At 65.2% G+C, this 15,616-nt stretch carries 16 protein-coding genes; 8 read left to right on the top strand and 8 right to left on the bottom strand.

Annotated elements, in window-relative coordinates; all coding sequences use genetic code 11:
* Positions 1-38: 38 nt before the first annotated feature.
* Positions 39-1,031 (bottom strand): alpha/beta hydrolase, encoded by a 993-nt coding sequence (locus J2X67_RS16900; RefSeq protein ID WP_309954552.1) that lies wholly within the window; start codon positions 1,029-1,031, stop codon positions 39-41.
* A 26-nt stretch (positions 1,032-1,057) separates the two neighbouring features.
* Between J2X67_RS16900 and J2X67_RS16895 the strand changes: the two genes are divergently transcribed.
* Complete coding sequence (locus tag J2X67_RS16895; RefSeq protein ID WP_309954550.1) at positions 1,058-1,828, top strand: 3-hydroxybutyrate dehydrogenase; 771 nt, start codon at positions 1,058-1,060, stop codon at positions 1,826-1,828.
* Between the two features lie 55 nt (positions 1,829-1,883).
* Here the strand turns inward: J2X67_RS16895 and J2X67_RS16890 are convergent, their stop codons facing one another.
* Together J2X67_RS16890 and J2X67_RS16885 are read right to left on the bottom strand one after the other, a co-directional pair.
* Positions 1,884-2,591, bottom strand: coding sequence for an SIMPL domain-containing protein (locus tag J2X67_RS16890; protein ID WP_309954548.1), 708 nt, complete (start codon positions 2,589-2,591; stop codon positions 1,884-1,886).
* Positions 2,592-2,643: 52 nt separating this feature from the next.
* Positions 2,644-3,000, bottom strand: a complete 357-nt coding sequence (locus tag J2X67_RS16885) for a hypothetical protein (protein WP_309954546.1) — start codon at positions 2,998-3,000, stop codon at positions 2,644-2,646.
* 172 nt (positions 3,001-3,172) lie between these two features.
* On the opposite strand from J2X67_RS16885, the gene ompR reads away from it, so the two are divergent.
* Positions 3,173-3,904: a two-component system response regulator OmpR gene (gene ompR / locus J2X67_RS16880; protein ID WP_126749638.1), complete on the top strand. Its 732-nt coding sequence runs from the start codon at positions 3,173-3,175 to the stop codon at positions 3,902-3,904.
* A 76-nt stretch (positions 3,905-3,980) separates the two neighbouring features.
* Positions 3,981-5,390: an ATP-binding protein gene (locus tag J2X67_RS16875; RefSeq protein WP_309954543.1), complete on the top strand. Its 1,410-nt coding sequence runs from the start codon at positions 3,981-3,983 to the stop codon at positions 5,388-5,390.
* Between the two features lie 12 nt (positions 5,391-5,402).
* Here J2X67_RS16875 and ispF read toward each other — a convergent pair whose 3' ends face one another.
* Together ispF and ispD are read right to left on the bottom strand one after the other, a co-directional pair.
* Positions 5,403-5,894: a 2-C-methyl-D-erythritol 2,4-cyclodiphosphate synthase gene (gene ispF / locus J2X67_RS16870; RefSeq protein WP_309954541.1), complete on the bottom strand. Its 492-nt coding sequence runs from the start codon at positions 5,892-5,894 to the stop codon at positions 5,403-5,405.
* The gene (gene ispD / locus J2X67_RS16865; protein WP_309954539.1) at positions 5,891-6,604 is read right to left on the bottom strand and encodes a 2-C-methyl-D-erythritol 4-phosphate cytidylyltransferase; all 714 of its coding nucleotides are present in this window, start codon (positions 6,602-6,604) and stop codon (positions 5,891-5,893) included. The genes ispF and ispD overlap by 4 nt, the downstream gene beginning before the upstream one ends.
* A 116-nt stretch (positions 6,605-6,720) precedes the next feature.
* On the opposite strand from ispD, the gene mfd reads away from it, so the two are divergent.
* From mfd to J2X67_RS16850, 3 genes are read left to right on the top strand one after another with little or no spacing between them, the layout of a single operon-like run.
* Positions 6,721-10,203, top strand: a complete 3,483-nt coding sequence (mfd, locus tag J2X67_RS16860) for a transcription-repair coupling factor (protein ID WP_309954537.1) — start codon at positions 6,721-6,723, stop codon at positions 10,201-10,203.
* Positions 10,200-10,910 (top strand): phosphoserine phosphatase SerB, encoded by a 711-nt coding sequence (serB, locus tag J2X67_RS16855; protein WP_309954535.1) that lies wholly within the window; start codon positions 10,200-10,202, stop codon positions 10,908-10,910. The genes mfd and serB overlap by 4 nt, the downstream gene beginning before the upstream one ends.
* The gene (locus J2X67_RS16850) at positions 10,907-11,974 is read left to right on the top strand and encodes an Ldh family oxidoreductase (RefSeq protein WP_309954534.1); all 1,068 of its coding nucleotides are present in this window, start codon (positions 10,907-10,909) and stop codon (positions 11,972-11,974) included. Before serB ends, J2X67_RS16850 begins: the two co-directional genes overlap by 4 nt.
* 112 nt (positions 11,975-12,086) lie before the next feature.
* On the opposite strand, the gene J2X67_RS16845 is transcribed toward J2X67_RS16850, so the two are convergent.
* Positions 12,087-12,410, bottom strand: coding sequence for a DUF6172 family protein (locus J2X67_RS16845; protein WP_309954532.1), 324 nt, complete (start codon positions 12,408-12,410; stop codon positions 12,087-12,089).
* A gap of 61 nt (positions 12,411-12,471) precedes the next feature.
* Between J2X67_RS16845 and J2X67_RS16840 the strand changes: the two genes are divergently transcribed.
* Entirely contained in the window at positions 12,472-12,699 is a 228-nt protein-coding gene (locus J2X67_RS16840; RefSeq protein WP_309954529.1) for a hypothetical protein, read from the top strand.
* 4 nt (positions 12,700-12,703) lie between these two features.
* Here J2X67_RS16840 and J2X67_RS16835 read toward each other — a convergent pair whose 3' ends face one another.
* Positions 12,704-13,891, bottom strand: coding sequence for a PLP-dependent aminotransferase family protein (locus J2X67_RS16835; RefSeq protein ID WP_309954527.1), 1,188 nt, complete (start codon positions 13,889-13,891; stop codon positions 12,704-12,706).
* 140 nt (positions 13,892-14,031) lie between these two features.
* Here J2X67_RS16835 and nth point away from each other — a divergent pair, with 140 nt between their 5' ends.
* Positions 14,032-14,679: an endonuclease III gene (gene nth, locus J2X67_RS16830; protein ID WP_309954525.1), complete on the top strand. Its 648-nt coding sequence runs from the start codon at positions 14,032-14,034 to the stop codon at positions 14,677-14,679.
* A 29-nt stretch (positions 14,680-14,708) separates the two neighbouring features.
* Here the strand turns inward: nth and J2X67_RS16825 are convergent, their stop codons facing one another.
* Positions 14,709-15,605, bottom strand: coding sequence for an SDR family NAD(P)-dependent oxidoreductase (locus tag J2X67_RS16825; RefSeq protein WP_309954523.1), 897 nt, complete (start codon positions 15,603-15,605; stop codon positions 14,709-14,711).
* Positions 15,606-15,616: the final 11 nt, after the last annotated feature.

The raw sequence follows: 15,616 nt of genomic DNA, 5'->3' as shown, positions 1-15,616 counted from the left end.
CCGTCTGAAGGCTCGAAGACTCGCGCTTCACGTTGGCCTCAATCGAACAGGAAGGATGTGACGGCGGAGACCTGCGCGGGGTCGATGAAGGTGGGGGCATGGCCAACACCTTCGAACTCGACCAGCGCCGCGCGCGGGCCGCGCTCGGTCATGGCCAGGGCCGTTTCGCGCGAGAGCAGATCCGACTGGGCACCGTGCGTCACGAGCGTGCGCGCCTCGATGGCGTCATAAAGGCTCCACATCACGGTGCCGCCCTGGGCCGCAGCCTCGGGCGTGATGGCGCGCAACGCCACGGCGATGGCCGGGTCGTAGTGAAGTACCCACGGGCCCGCCAAGTCTTCACCGCCTTCGAGCTTGCCCAAGCCATCCGCCGTGCGCTGCGATGCAGGCACCACCATGTGCTGCGACAACGCAAGCCATTGAGCCGGCGTGTGCGGGCCGAAGGTGGTCGATATCGACCACATGGCGTCTGCTGCTTCCTGCACGCTGGCGTAGCGGCCGCCCTGCCCTACATAGGCTCCGATGCGTTGAATGGCGCCTGCCTCGATGGTCGGGCCGACGTCGTTCACGACAAAGCGGCGGATGGGCCTCGCCAACGGCAACTGCTTGTGGCCTGCCAGCACGAAGCCGATCAACCCGCCCATGCTGGTACCCAGATAGTCGAATGCGTCGATCGGCTGCTCGCGGTGCAGTTGTGCAACCAGCGCCAGCATGTCGCCCGCATAGACTGGCACCTGGTAAAGCGCCGGATCTCGCAACCAATCGCTTCGGCCTCGCCCGGCAACGTCGGGACACACCACGCGAACGTTGCCATTGGCACGCGCAACGATGGCCTCGGCCAGCACATCGAAATCGCGGCCCTGGCGGGTAAGCCCGTGCACGCACATCACCACATGCGCGCTGCGCGCGTCGCCCCATTGCCAATAGGCCATGCGATGGCCGCCCTGGGCGTCATCGCACGCCACGTAATGAAGCGTCGGGTCGGTCATGGAAACGAAGTCGTCCTGGTGCGGATAATGGTCTCGTCGCATCCTAATTCATCCGGAGATTGATCTTCATGCTCAAAGGCAAAACCGCGCTTGTCACGGGGTCCACCAGCGGCATTGGCCTTGCCATTGCCCAGGCTCTTGCACAACAAGGCGCACACATCGTGCTCAACGGCTTTGGCGATGCCGAAGCCCCCAAGTCCCAGATCGAGGCACTGGGCGTGCGCGCCGAATACCACGGCGCCGACATGAGCAAACCCGACCAGATCGAAGACATGATGAAGTTCGCCGCGGCCAGGTTCGGCCGCGTCGACATCCTCGTGAACAACGCCGGCATCCAGCATGTGGCAAAGGTCGAAGACTTTCCGCCAGAACGTTGGGATGCCATCATCGCAATCAACCTCACCAGCGCGTTTCATACAACGCGGCTCGCAATTCCCGCCATGCGCGAAGCCAACTGGGGACGCATCGTCAACGTTGCTTCGGCCCACGGGCTGGTCGCCTCGGCGCAGAAGTCGGCCTATGTGGCGGCCAAGCACGGCATCGTCGGCTTCACCAAGTCGGTTGCGCTCGAAACCGCAACCACCGGCATCACCAGCAATGCAATCTGCCCGGGCTGGGTCTTGACCCAATTGGTTCAGAAGCAGATCGACGACCGCGCGGCCCGAGAAGGCATTTCGGCCGAACAGGCGCAGAACGAATTGCTAGGTGAAAAACAGCCTTCGCTGCAATTCACCACCGTTGAACAACTCGGTGGCCTGGCGGTGTTCCTGTGTTCGCCGGCCGCCGACCAGGTGCGCGGCGTGGCCTGGCAAATGGACGGCGGCTGGACGGCTCAGTAGCCCAGCTCGCAGCAAGAGGCCTGTCGCGTTGCCGAGGCCTCTTGCCCCGTTCTCTTTATTTGAGCTGCACCGACCCCGACACGTTCACGACCACGCTGGTTTTTCCGGCCTCGACCGGCACCGGCGCATCGGCAGAAAAAGACTTGGCCGAGGCCGCCATGGCACGTGGGCGGATCGGGCCGCTGTCGTTCGCGTTCACCGAGACCTCGCGCAGCGTGTAGCCGCCAAAGCCGAAGCCCTTGGCCAGCTCCGTGGCCTTCTGCTTGAAGTTCTCGATGGCAATCGTCTGCGCCTCGGTCTCGCTCTTGGCACGCTGCTCGCGGCTCAGCGCAAAACCCACATTGCCGACGTTCAGCGTAGTGATGCGACCTGCGGTCTGGGTAATGCGAGGAAAGTCGCGGCCTTCGAGCACCATTTCAGCAGAGCCCTGCCAGCCGTTGATCTTGCCTTCGCGCGTGTAGCGCGGCGACAGGCTGAAGTTGCCCGTGCGCACATCGAGTTGACCCGGCTGCGCGTTTTTCTTGGCTTCGGACAGCGCTGCATCCACCGCGGCCTTGAGTTGCGACTGAACCGTGGCGGCATCGGTGGCGTCGCGGGTGGTGGTGAGCGTCATGCTCAGCAGGTCCTGCTGCACCTCGACCGTGCCGGATGCAGTGAGCTGCAGCACGTTCTGTGGCGGCGCCATGTTCTGGGCCACGGCAGTGCCAGCGGCCCCAGCCGCGGCCAAGGCGACGCAAGCCGCAATAAGTTTGATTTTTTTCAAGACGAAATACTCCCTGGAATTGGTACTCGAGACGCCGAACGCGCCGTACGCCTCAGCGGCGCTGGCTGCGTGGCAAGGTCAAGGCGCGGCTGGCCGAAATAGGCGCCGGCGTGATTCGCTCTGCCGGCTGCGATTCTGCCGAATTCGGCGCCGGTGGGGCGCCGGGCGCCGTCCACTGCCTTCGCACCTGCTGCCGCAACTCAAAGAGCTCGGCTGCTGTCAGGCGCCGGCCGGCTGCGGCCTCCTCCCGCCGGATCTCGTCGCGCTGGGCCGCGCGGTGGGCGGCAACGGCTTCGCGCACCTCGCTTCGGCGCACGTCCCCCACCTTGAGAAAGTCGCCCGCCAGCGCCAACGCAGGGCCACAGCCGCAGGCAACGACGATCGGAAACGCGGAAAGAAGAGTTCTCATTGAACAAAAGTCATCAGTAAGGTGGACTTTGCCACCGCCGAGCTAACGTCGGATGACTAGACCGCGAGCGACCGCAAGTTTTGTAACTTAGTGTCAAACCATAAGTAAAACCGGCTCAACGAGGGCCTAACGCCTTCAGAATCGGCGCTGTTACAAATTCAACGTTGTAGAAATGACTCAAGTTCCCGCTCGCACTGACAAGATCGTGATCGTCGATGACGACGCCCGCATCCGCGACCTGCTTCGCCGCTACCTTACCCAGGAAGGTTTCGAAGTGATCGTGGCCGAGGACGGCAAGGCGCTCAACCGCATCCTGCTGCGCGACACGGTCGACCTGATCGTGCTCGACCTGATGATGCCCGGCGAAGACGGCCTTTCGGTCTGCCGACGCCTGCGCGCCGCCAACGACCGCACGCCCATCATCATGCTCACCGCCAAAGGCGAAGACGTCGACCGCATCGTCGGCCTCGAAGTCGGCGCCGACGACTACCTTGGCAAGCCGTTCAACCCCCGCGAACTGCTCGCCCGCGTGCACGCGGTGCTGCGCCGCCGTCCGCCGCTCGAGGCACCGGGCGCTCCTTCCACCGAGAATGAAACCGTGACCTTCGGGCCTTTTGCCTTCGATCTCGGCTCGCGCACGCTCAAGAAGGACGGCGAGGAGCTTTCGCTCACCACCGGCGAATTCGCGATGCTGAAGGCGCTGGTTCGCCATCCGCGCCAGCCGCTGTCGCGCGAAAAGCTGGCCCAGCTGGCCCGCGGACGCGAGTTCGAGCCATTCGACCGCAGCCTCGACGTGCAGATTTCCCGCCTGCGCAAGCTGGTAGAAGCCGACGCCGCGGCACCCCGCTACATCCAGACGGTGTGGGGTGTGGGCTACGTGTTCGTGCCGGACGGCGCGGCCTGAACGACGTTCAGAGGTGGCCATCGGCCTGCAATCTGCCAGACCCAGCCCAGCCCAGGAGGACGGCGCCCAGGTCACGATGCCAAGCCCGCTCGAGGGCACTGGCCAGCGTGACCGGCGACCGGGCCTGAAGCTTGGCTTCAGCCTTTTCTGGCGCACATTCTTCCTGCTCGCCCTGCTGCTGATCGGCTGTACGGTGGCCTGGCTGCAGACTTTCCGCTCGCTCGAATACGAGCCCCGCGCCATCCAGACCGCGCACCAGATCGCCTCGCTCGTGAACCTCACGCGCGCGGCGCTGGTGTATTCGGACGCGATCACGCGGGTGTCGCTCATCAAGACGCTGGCTGACCAGGAGGGCGTGCGCATTCTCCCGCGCGAGCCCAACGACCGCTTCCAGCCCTACACCAGCGGCGCGCTCGACCAGCGGGTGACTGAAGAGTTGATCGACCAGCTCGGCGAGGGCACCACGGTTGCCAGCCGGGTCAACGACGAGCCGGGCCTGTGGATCGGCTTCACCATCGAGAGCGATGCCTACTGGCTGCTGCTCGACCCGACCCGCTTCAGCCGCGTGGGCGGCCGCACCTGGCTGGTGTGGCTCAGCACGGCCATGGCCCTTTCGCTGGCCGGCGCGGCGCTCATCACGCGGCTGATCAACCTGCCGCTAAAGCAGCTTTCGCGCGCCACCATGCAGGTGCGAGAAGGCGAGTACGAGGCGCACCGCCTTGACGAACGCGCCCGCACCAACGAGATCCGCGCGGTCAACATCGGCTTCAACCGCATGGCCGACCAGCTGGCCAAGATCGAACAGGACCGCGCCATCATGCTGGCGGGTATCTCGCACGACTTGCGCACACCGCTGGCGCGGCTGCGGCTCGAAACCGAAATGAGCGTGGCCGACGAAGATGCGCGCGACCACATGGCGGCCGACATTGCCCAGCTCGACGCGATCATCGACAAATTCCTCGACTACGCGCGTCCCGACCATGTCGACCCCAAGCCCGTGCTCCTGCGCGACGTGGTCGATGCCTGCACCTATGCCGTTCAGGACTACGAAGAAATGAACATCCGCGTCGACGTGCCGCCCGATCTGCGCGTGCTGGGCGACGAGGTCGAGCTCACCCGCGTCATTTCCAACCTCGTGGAAAACGCCCGTCGCTACGGCAAGACACCTTCCACCGGCGTGGCCGACGTGGTGATCCAGGCACAGGCAAACAACGATGCGGTGCTGATCAAGGTGCGCGACCACGGCGCGGGCGTCGAACCCGCCCTGCTTTCGCAGTTGACCAAGCCGTTTTTCCGGGGCGACGTGGCGCGCACCTCTGCGGCCGGTGCCGGCCTCGGCCTGTCGATCGTCGCCAAGAACATCGAGCGCATGGGCGGCACCTTCGCGCTCACCAGCACGCCGGGGCGCGGCCTTGCGGCGCACATCCGCATGCCGCGCGCCATGCCGGTCCAGAAGCCCTCCGAAGCGCCCAGCCGACGGGCCTGAGCCAGCCGAAAATCAGCGGCGGTAAAGCAGCGCCACGGCGCGTGCTTCCATGGCTCGGCCCTCGCCAACAGGGCCGAGCTTTTCGGCCGTCTTGGCTTTCACGTTGACCTGTTCGGGCGCAAGCCCCAGTGTCTCGGCGATGCGCCGGCACATTGCAGGAATATGCGGTGCGAGCTTGGGCGCCTGCGCAATCACGGTACTGTCGACATTGCCGATCTCCCAGCCGGCCGCACGCACACGCCGTGCTGCCTCGCCAAGCAGCACTGCAGAATCTGCGCCGCGAAACTGTGCGTCGGTGTCTGGGAAATGCCGCCCAATGTCGCCCAGCCCCGCCGCACCGAGCAGGGCATCGGTAATGGCATGCAGCAGCACATCTGCATCCGAATGCCCCAGCAAACCGGTGGTGTGCGGCACCTCGACACCGCCCAGAATCAGCTTGCGTCCGGCCACGAGCTGGTGGACGTCCCAACCCTCGCCAACGCGAATATTGAACGGCGCCGTCATGCCGAGCCCTTCTTGCGGCCAAGCAGAACCGCTTCGGCCAGCGCAAAATCTTCGGGAAAAGTCACCTTGAAGTTCTGTGCGCTGCCCGGCACCAGCAGCGGAGAGAGGCCAATCGCCTCGATGGCGCCGGCTTCGTCCGTTACCGCGTCGCCGGCGCGCTCCAATGCATCGAGCAGCATGCCAATGCGAAACATCTGCGGCGTTTGCGCCAGCCATTTGTCGGCGCGCGGCAGCGTCTGCGACACCCGGCTGTCGCCTGAAGAAACCTTCAGCGTGTCCGCCAGCCGGTGCGCCAACAGCCCTCCGACGGCATCGTGTTCGCAAGCCGCGATCAGCGCCTCGATCTGGCTCGACGTGACCAGGCAGCGTGCCGCGTCGTGCACCAGCACCCAGTCGTGCGCTCCGGCGCCTTTGTGCCGCAGCGCCGCCAAGCCGTTGCGCACTGTGGCCGCGCGCGTCACGCCGCCCACATGCAGCAGGAATTCGCCCGTTGCCGGAAAGCGCGGCAACGCCGCCTGAATGTCGCGGTCTTCGGGCGACACCACCACCGCCAGTCCGGCGAAGCGGCCGGCCAGCGCGCGGAAAGCCTCGACCGTATGGGCCACCATCGATGCCCCCGCGAGCCGCTGATATTGCTTGGGCTGCGCGCCACCGGCCCGGTGGCCGAAGCCGGCGCAAGGAATCAGCACGAAAAGTCGGGAGGAAGACATGGGGTCCGGCACCGGGCAAGGGCCGGCAAGCGAATAAGGGGCCGCCATTCTAGAATCGACAGCTTCACACCCCTCCCCAGCCGGCGCGGGGTGTCGTGCATTTTCAGAAGCGCTCAATGGACCTCCCCCACCTCACGGCGGGCAAGCGATTCACGCTGCCGCGTCCTCCTCTATCGGCCGACGCCCTGCTGCTGGCGCAACTGGGCATGCGCGAAAAAACCGCGGGCCGCGCCACCGCGGTGTTCACCGCGGACGCGAACGATGCGCAGCGCCTGATCGACGAAATGGCGTTCTTTGCGCCAGACCTGCGCTGCGCCTTGTTTCCCGACTGGGAAACTCTGCCCTACGACAGCTTTTCTCCCCACCAGGACCTGATCAGCGAGCGGCTGGCCACGCTCTGGCGCATCAGCCAGAAAGAAGCCGACGTGGTGCTGGTGCCCGCCACCACCGCCCTGTATCGGCTGGCGCCGCCCGGCTTCCTGGCCGGCTACACCTTTCACTTCAAGGCCAAGCAGAAGCTCGAGGAATCGAAGCTCAAGGCCCAGCTCACCCTTGCCGGCTACAGCCACGTAACCCAGGTGGTGAGCCCCGGCGAATATGCGGTGCGCGGTGGCCTCATCGACCTGTTCCCCATGGGCTCGCTCGTGCCCTACCGTGTCGACCTGTTCGACGACGAGATCGATTCCATCCGCACCTTCGATCCCGACACCCAGCGCAGCCTCTACCCCGTGCCCGAAGTGCGCCTGCTGCCGGGCCGCGAGTTTCCGATGGACGACGACGCCCGGGCGCGATTTCGCAGCCGCTGGCGTGAACTGCTCGAGGGCGATCCGACCAAGAGCCGTATCTACAAGGACATGGGCAACGGCGTGGCCACCGCCGGCATCGAGTACTACCTGCCGCTGTTCTTCGATGAGACGGCCACGGTGTTCGACTACTTCGGGCCCGATGCCACCGTGGTGCTGCATGGCGACCTCGAGCCCGCGTTCCAGCATTTCTGGCAAGACACCAACGAGCGGTACCGCCTGGTGCGCGGCGATCCCGAACGGCCCGCGCTGCCGCCCGAGGCACTGTTTCTCAACGCCGAGCAGTTCTACCAACGGGCCAAGCCGCACGCGCAACTGGCGATCCGAGGCGACATCGCCGCCGAAACGCCGTACGCAGAATTCGACAAGCTGCCGCCGTTCGCAGTGGTGCGCGGCGCCGAAGACCCGCTGGTCGGCCTCAAGGCCCACATCAAGGCAACGCCGCACCGCGTGCTGCTGATTGCCGAAAGCGAAGGCCGGCGTGAAAGCCTGCTCGACTTTCTCCGTGCCAGCGGCGTGAGCCCGCCGGCTTTCGACTCGCTGGCCGAGTTCGAGGCTTCGACCGACGAAAAAATAGGCATTGCCACCGCTGCATTGGCCTCTGGCTTCGCATGGCGCGAACAGGGCATCGACCTTGTCACCGAAACCGAACTCTTCGCGACCGCGCCAACCACCCGCCGCCGCAACAAGAAGCAGGAACAGGTCAGCGACGTCGAGGCGTTGATCAAGGACCTCTCCGAGCTGAACGTCGGCGACCCTGTGGTCCATACCGCCCACGGCATCGGCCGCTACCGCGGGCTCATCCACATGGACCTGGGCCAGGGCGTGGATGCCGAAGGCAAGCCGCTGCTGCAGGAAATGCTGCACCTGGAGTACGCCGACAAGGCCACGCTCTACGTGCCCGTTTCGCAGCTGCACCAGATCAGCCGCTACACCGGCGTGAGCGCCGACGAGGCGCCGCTGCACAAGCTGGGCTCCGGCCAGTGGGAAAAAGCCAAGCGCAAGGCCGCCGAACAGGTGCGCGACTCTGCCGCCGAACTGCTCAACATCTATGCGCGCCGCGCCGCGCGGCAAGGCCACGCCTTCCGCTATTCGGCCGCCGACTACGAAGTGTTCGCCAACGACTTCGGCTTTCAGGAAACGGCCGACCAGAAGGCAGCGATCCACGCGGTGGTGCAAGACATGATCTCGCCGCAGCCGATGGACCGGCTGGTCTGCGGCGACGTGGGCTTCGGCAAGACCGAAGTGGCGCTGCGCGCGGCGTTCATCGCCATCACCGGCGGCAAGCAGGTGGCGTTTCTCGCACCCACCACGCTGCTGGCCGAGCAGCACTACCAGACGCTGGTCGACCGCTTCGCCAAGTGGCCGGTCAAGGTGGCCGAAATGAGCCGCTTCCGCTCAGCCAAGGAAATTACCGCGGCGGCCAAAGGCATTGCCGAAGGCACGGTCGACATCGTCGTCGGCACGCACAAGCTGCTCTCGCAATCGGTCAAGTTCAAGAACCTGGGCCTGCTCATCATCGACGAGGAACACCGCTTCGGCGTGCGCCACAAAGAGGCGATGAAGGCCATGCGCGCCGAGGTCGACGTGCTGACGCTCACGGCCACGCCCATTCCGCGCACCCTGGGCATGGCGCTCGAAGGCCTGCGCGACCTGAGCGTGATTGCCACCGCACCGCAGCGGCGCCTGGCCATCAAGACCTTTGTGCGCAACGAAGGCACCGGCGTCATCCGCGAAGCCGTGCTGCGCGAACTGAAGCGTGGCGGGCAGGTGTACTTTCTGCACAACGAGGTCGAGACCATCGAGAACCGCCGCCAGAAGCTCGAGGAGATATTGCCCGAGGCTCGCATTGCCGTGGCCCACGGCCAGATGCCCGAGCGCGAACTCGAGCGCGTGATGCGCGACTTTGTGGCGCAGCGCTACAACCTCTTGCTGTGCTCGACCATCATCGAGACCGGCATCGATGTGCCGACCGCCAACACCATCGTGATGAGCCGCGCCGACAAGTTCGGCTTGGCGCAGCTGCACCAGCTGCGCGGACGTGTCGGGCGATCGCACCACCAGGCGTACGCCTACCTGATGGTGCCGGACACCGAAGGCCTGACCAAGCAGGCGGCGCAGCGGCTCGATGCCATCCAGCAGATGGAAGAGCTGGGCTCCGGCTTTTATCTCGCGATGCACGACCTGGAAATTCGCGGCACGGGCGAAGTGCTCGGCGAGAACCAGAGCGGCAACATGATGGAGATCGGCTTCCAGCTCTACAACGAGATGCTGAGCGAAGCCGTGCGCGCGCTCAAGGCCGGTCAAGAGCCAGATCTGCTTGCGCCGCTCTCGGTCACGACCGAAATCAACCTGCACGCGCCCGCCCTGCTGCCTGACGACTATTGCGGCGACGTGCACCTGCGCCTCTCGTTCTACAAGAAGCTGGCCACCGCAAAAACGCCCGAGCAGATCGACACGCTGCTGGAAGAAATCGTCGACCGCTTCGGCAAGCTGCCGCCGCAGGCGCAAACGCTCATCGACACGCACCGGCTGCGCGTGCTGGCGCGCCCGTATGGCGTGGTCAAGGTCGATGCGGCGCCGGGCGTGATCCACATCACCTTCAAGAAAGACCCGCCGGTCGATTCGATGGCCATCATCCACCTGATCCAGAAGAACAAGCACATCAAGCTTGCCGGCAACGAAAAGCTGCGCATCGAGCGCGAACTGAAAGAGCCGAAGGACCGTGCGCAGATGGTGCGCGACGTGCTGCGCAGCCTCGGCCAACCCATCGTCAAGGAAACTGCACCCGCATGAGCGCCTCAGAAATTTCTCCCGGCTTGGTTATCCAGCGCGTGAAACCGCCGCTGAAGCTTGCCGACTTCAAGCTGATTGCGTTCGACATGGATTCGACGCTGATCAACATCGAGTGCATCGACGAGATTGCCGATGCCGTGGGCAAGAAAGCAGAGGTGGCCGCCATCACCGAAGCCACGATGCGCGGCGAGATCAAGGACTTCAAGGAAAGCCTGCGACGCCGAGTGGCGCTCCTGAAGGGTGTGCCTGTGGAGGCGCTGCAGCAGGTGTACGACCAGCGGCTGAAGCTCAACCCGGGCGCGGCGGAACTGGTAGCGGCCTGTAAAGCGGCCGGGCTCAAGGTGCTGCTGGTGTCGGGCGGCTTCACCTTCTTTGCGAACCGCGTGAAGGACCGCCTGGACATCGACTTTGCGCGTTCCAACCTGCTCGACGAAGCCAACGGCCAACTCACCGGCCAGGTGGTGACACAAAGCTGGGGCGACATCTGCGACGGCGCCGAGAAGCGCCGCACCCTGCTCGAGCTTGCATCGCTCATGGGCATTTCGCCGCAGGAGACCATTGCCGTGGGCGACGGCGCCAACGACCTGCCGATGATGGGCGAGGCCGGCCTCTCCGTGGCCTACCACGCCAAGCCGAAGGTGCGCGAGCAAGCCATGGTTGCCATCAATGAAGGCGGCCTCGACAGACTGCTGGAGATCCTGAAATGACTGACGCAACCGCCCCGCTCTACAGCGCAGACGCACTCAGGGACTACGGCAGCGCATTGCTGCAAAAAGCCGGGCTTGCCGCCGCGATGGCCGATAGCGTTGCGCGCACATTGGTCGAAGGCGACCTGCTGGGCCACGACACCCACGGCCTCGCCTTGCTGGCCGGCTACGTGAAAGAGATCGAATCCGGCGGCATGATGCGCGAGGGAGCCCCCGAGGTGCTGTCGGACCGGCCCGCCGCCGTATTGTGGGACGGCAAGCGCCTGCCCGGCCCCTGGCTCATGGACCAGGGCATGGACATGCTGTTCCCGCGCGCCCGTGAGCTCGGAACCGCCTCGCTCGTGATCCGCCGCAGCCATCACATCGCCTGCCTGGCCGTGTACATGCTGCGCGCGCTGCAGGAAGACATGCTGATGCTGCTCGCCTGCTCCGACCCCAACACGGCCAGCGTCGCGCCCTTCGGCGGCACGCAGGCGGTGTTCACGCCCAATCCTCTGGCCATGGGCTTTCCGCTGTCGCAGGGCGGCGTGATGGTCGACATTTCGGCTTCCATCACCACCAACGGCATGAGCAACCGCAAGCGCGCGGCCGGCGAGACCTTTGCCGAAGAATGGCTGATCGACGCCGCGGGCAAGCCAACGAACAACCCGCAGGTGCTGTTCGACCAGCCGCCCGGCACGCTGCTGCCGGTAGGCGGCCTGAGCCATGGCCACAAGGGTTACGGAATGGCGCTGCTGGTCGAAACGCTGACCGCCGGCCTCGCAGGCCATGGCCGGGCCGATCCGCCCGAGGGCTGGGGTGCAACGGTACACATCACGCTGCACGATCTGCACGCGTTCGGCGGCAAGGAAGCCTTCTTGCGGCAGATGGACCACGTGGCAGTCCAATGTCGCAACAATGCGCCCATCGACCCCGCCAAGCCGGTGCGCCTGCCTGGCGAAGGCGGCTTGAAGCGCCGTGAAACCCAATCGAAAAACGGAGTGCGGCTACACCCGTCGATTGCGCGTGCGCTGCAGGATGCGGAGCAGCGCTACGGGCTGCAACTCGCGCAGGCGCTGATCTAGGAAGCAGTCTGCTGTCTATTTGACGTTGCGCTGTTCCGTTCAGGGCGCGCACCCGGTGGCCTTTGCCCGCCCCCTGAACGACCTCGCTCCGAGCACGCAAGACGCGCAGAAATCAGTCTTCTTCGGGAGGCTCTTCCGTACGCTCCCCAGCGGGGCGCGGTGCGCGCTTGCCAGGCTTGGCCAGGATCTCGACATAGAACTGCTTGCCGGCCTCCTTGACGACACCGTCGATCAGGCCAGTGATCGCCGAAAGGTGCACAACTTCGGCAGTTTCCGCCGAGGTGCCGAACTTGCAGTCGAAGTCCCAGAAGTCCGCGCCCTCGGGCAGGACGCGCCGGCGCTCGCGCTTGATGTACTTGCGAATCTCGTGCTTGATGGCTTCGAGGAGACGGTCGGGGTGCTTGCCCTCGACCTGAAGCTGAAAGGTTTTTCTCATGGGTGATCGTAACGCGCCGCGCTGTGTACAGTCGGCGGTTCAATGGAAAGCAGGTAAAGACATGGCGCGCGCAAACGACTGGGCAAGCAAGGTAATGGCATTGGTCAACGGCGGCAACGCATCGGCGGCCATCGCGCAGATCAAGGTTGCGCCTTCGGTCAAGGACCTGAAGGCGCTCCAGACCATCATGACGCTATCGAAAATGAAAGGCCGCTACCCCAATGTGGATGCGGCCGTCGAGGACAACCTGGCGCTGCTGGCGGCGCCGCGGCTGCACCGCTCGCCCTGAGAATCTACAGCGCCTGGCCCAGGCGCTTGACGCCTTCTTCGATCTTCGCCACGTCGGCCGTCGCAAAGCTCAACCGCAGCGTCGCCGGATCGGGCTTCTCGGCATAGAACGGCGCGCCCGGCACAAAGGCCACCAGTTGCTCGATGGCACGCTTGGCCAGCTCGCTTGCATCGGCCAGCTTGCCGTTGGCACCCGTGAGCCGCGCCCAGAAGAACAACCCGCCCTGCGGCTGGGTAAAGCTCACCGCATCACCCAACTCGCGCTTGAGCGCGGCGCCCATGGCCTGTGCACGCTGGCCGTACACCTCGCGCACGTGCGCGAGCGTGGCCGGCATGCGACCGCTCTTGAGATATTGCGCGGCGGTGGCTTGCGAGAAGGTGCTGGTGTGCGCATCGCTGAACTGCTTGCACATGGTGGCCTTGGCCAGGAGCTCGGCGGGGGCGATCATCCAGCCGATGCGCAGGCCCGGGCTCAGCACCTTGCTGAGGCTGCCGCAATGGGCCAGCAGCTCGCGGCTGCCAGGCACGTCCTTGCTGAGGGCCATGATCGAAGGCGGCGGCGCCTCGCCAAAATAAAGGTCGCCGTAGGGGTCGTCCTCGACGATCAGTGTCTGGTACTTGACGGCAAGCTCGAGCACCTTCTTGCGGCGCTCCAGGCTCAGCATGGCGCCGCTCGGGTTGCCGAAGGTGGGAATCAGGTAGACGAACTTGGGCTTGTGCTCGGCAATGAGCTTTTCGAGCTCGTCGGTCTTCACGCCGTTGGCGTCGATGGGCGCGCTGATGAGCTGCGCGCCGTACAAACGAAAGCACTGGATGGTCGCCAGGAAGGTCGGGCCTTCGACGATCACCTTGTCGCCGGGCGAGATCATGGTCTTGCCCAGCAGGTCGAGCGCCTGCTGGCTGCCGGTGGTGACGATGAGGCCGCTCGGGTCGACGTCGACGCCCTTGGTCTTCATGAAAGCAGAAAGCTGCGTGCGCAGCGGCTCGTAGCCCTCGGTGGCGCCGTATTGCAGCGCGCCGCCGGGCTCTTCGGTCAGCGCCTTCTGGCTCGCCTCCTTCAGGCCCTCGACGTCGAACATGGCGCTGTCGGGAAATCCGCCCGCAAAGCTGATGATGCCGGGCTTGCCCAGCAGCTTGAAGAGTTCGCGGATGGCGGAGGTTTCGACATTGTCGAGGCGGGAAGCGAATTGCATGGGGAGTCTCACTTTCTGAAGCGCTATTGTGGCGAAAGCCGAGGGCAATAAAGCTGCGTAAGGCCATAGCCTTTCGACGATATATTGCAACTGCCGCCCGCCTGCCCCCTGCGAAGGGCGGGCGCCGCGCTTACAGCTCCATGAAAAAAGACAATATTCCCCTCTTCTTTGCCACCCTGCAGGCGGCAAACCCGACCCCTGAGACCGAGCTCGAATACGCCACGCCTTTCGAGTTGCTGGCCGCAGTGCTGCTTTCTGCCCAGGCCACCGACGTGGGCGTGAACAAGGCCACGCGCAAGCTCTTTCCGGTGGCGAACACGCCGCAAGCCATCCTGAGGCTGGGCGTGGAGGGGCTGGAGGAATACATCAAGACCATCGGGCTCTACCGCAGCAAGGCCAAGCACCTGATCGAGACTTGCCGCATTCTTGTGGAGCAGCACGGCGGCGAAGTGCCGCGCACGCGCGCCGAGCTCGAGGCGCTGCCCGGCGTTGGGCGCAAGACCGCCAACGTGGTGCTCAACGTGGCGTTCGGCGAGGCGACGATTGCCGTCGACACGCACATCTTTCGCGTCAGCAACCGCACCGGGCTGGCGCCGGGCAAGAACCCGCTCGAAGTGGAGCTCAAGCTGGAGAAGCGCGTGCCTTTCGAGTTTCGCCTGCATGCGCACCACTGGCTCATCTTGCACGGGCGCTACATCTGCGTGGCGCGCACGCCAAAGTGCTGGGAATGCGCAGTAGCGCCCTACTGCGACTACAAGCCGAAGACGCCGCGGCCCAAGTCGGCCTGATGTGGGACTGATGGGGGCCCTCTTCCAGGCTAGAGCTCGAACGCTGCCGGCTGGCGGCCGTCGATGTCTGTAAAGCCGTATTCACGAGCGAGGTCGGCCACGCGGTGCACGCCGCCGCTTTTCTCCATCACCCGATCATCGCCAGCCAGGGCAGCGACGGCGCGGCCAAGATAGCGCGGCGACTCGGTTCTTGCGAGCGCCGGGCGTTCATGCCAATGCGCCTCGTCTGTCTTGTGCCCGGCCAGCACGAACTCGGTTCGCATCCAGCCCGGTGAGAGCGCGAGCGACGCAACTCCGTGCGGGCGCAGTTCCTCTGCCATGCCAAAGGCCAACCGGTTCATCGCCGACTTGGCGAGGTCGTAGAACAGGTTGCCGCGCATGTACTTGTCGCGGTCCCAGAAGCTGGTGATTGCGATCAGGCCGCTCTTTTGCGCCACCATGAGCGGGGCCGCGAACCGGCTCGCCAGCAGGTGGTTGCGCACGCCGCGGTCGAACATCGAATCCCAGTGAGAGAGCGGGTGTTCCCAGAACGGCGCCTCGAAAACGCCGTTGAAGGTTTCATGCCCGCCCCAGGCGTTGTTCACCAGCAAATCAAGGCGCCCCTGCTCGCGCCGCACCCGTGCGAAGAGGCTTGCTACGTCGTCCTCCTGCGTGTGGTCGCAGCGCACCGCGATGCCGTGGCCGCCCATGCGCGTGAGTTCGTTGGCCGTCTCGTCGATGCTGCCTGGCAGGGCTTCGAGTTCCGAGAGCGCGAGAATGCGGCTGTAGCTTTCGGCCGGTTGCGCGCGCGTGCTGCGTCCGGTCACGTACACGGTCGCGCCCGCCGCGCCCAGCTCCAGGGCAATGCCGCGGCCGGCGCCCCGGCTGGCACCGGTCACCACGGCCACGCGGCCCTTCAGCGGCTTTTTGGCTTCTTCGTCTTGCATCGCGTTCTTTC

It is taken from the genome of Variovorax sp. 3319 (assembly GCF_031456585.1).
Lineage (GTDB): Bacteria > Pseudomonadota > Gammaproteobacteria > Burkholderiales > Burkholderiaceae_C > Variovorax > Variovorax paradoxus_P.
Note: the sequence above shows the minus strand (reverse complement) of the source record. Positions and strands in the feature narration are given on the sequence as shown.

What these genes read in the sequence shown, in the direction of transcription:
- J2X67_RS16875 (WP_309954543.1), top strand. Translation starts at nt 3,981, where the DNA reads ATGCCAAGCCCGCTCGAGGGCACTGGCCAGCGTGACCGGCGACCGGGC.
- mfd (WP_309954537.1), top strand. Translation starts at nt 6,721, where the DNA reads ATGGACCTCCCCCACCTCACGGCGGGCAAGCGATTCACGCTGCCGCGT.
- J2X67_RS16850 (WP_309954534.1), top strand. Translation starts at nt 10,907, where the DNA reads ATGACTGACGCAACCGCCCCGCTCTACAGCGCAGACGCACTCAGGGAC.
- ompR (WP_126749638.1), top strand. Translation starts at nt 3,173, where the DNA reads ATGACTCAAGTTCCCGCTCGCACTGACAAGATCGTGATCGTCGATGAC.
- J2X67_RS16885 (WP_309954546.1), bottom strand. Translation starts at nt 3,000, where the DNA reads ATGAGAACTCTTCTTTCCGCGTTTCCGATCGTCGTTGCCTGCGGCTGT.
- J2X67_RS16835 (WP_309954527.1), bottom strand. Translation starts at nt 13,891, where the DNA reads ATGCAATTCGCTTCCCGCCTCGACAATGTCGAAACCTCCGCCATCCGC.
- J2X67_RS16825 (WP_309954523.1), bottom strand. Translation starts at nt 15,605, where the DNA reads ATGCAAGACGAAGAAGCCAAAAAGCCGCTGAAGGGCCGCGTGGCCGTG.
- nth (WP_309954525.1), top strand. Translation starts at nt 14,032, where the DNA reads ATGAAAAAAGACAATATTCCCCTCTTCTTTGCCACCCTGCAGGCGGCA.
- J2X67_RS16845 (WP_309954532.1), bottom strand. Translation starts at nt 12,410, where the DNA reads ATGAGAAAAACCTTTCAGCTTCAGGTCGAGGGCAAGCACCCCGACCGT.
- J2X67_RS16840 (WP_309954529.1), top strand. Translation starts at nt 12,472, where the DNA reads ATGGCGCGCGCAAACGACTGGGCAAGCAAGGTAATGGCATTGGTCAAC.
- serB (WP_309954535.1), top strand. Translation starts at nt 10,200, where the DNA reads ATGAGCGCCTCAGAAATTTCTCCCGGCTTGGTTATCCAGCGCGTGAAA.
- ispF (WP_309954541.1), bottom strand. Translation starts at nt 5,894, where the DNA reads ATGACGGCGCCGTTCAATATTCGCGTTGGCGAGGGTTGGGACGTCCAC.
- ispD (WP_309954539.1), bottom strand. Translation starts at nt 6,604, where the DNA reads ATGTCTTCCTCCCGACTTTTCGTGCTGATTCCTTGCGCCGGCTTCGGC.
- J2X67_RS16895 (WP_309954550.1), top strand. Translation starts at nt 1,058, where the DNA reads ATGCTCAAAGGCAAAACCGCGCTTGTCACGGGGTCCACCAGCGGCATT.
- J2X67_RS16900 (WP_309954552.1), bottom strand. Translation starts at nt 1,031, where the DNA reads ATGCGACGAGACCATTATCCGCACCAGGACGACTTCGTTTCCATGACC.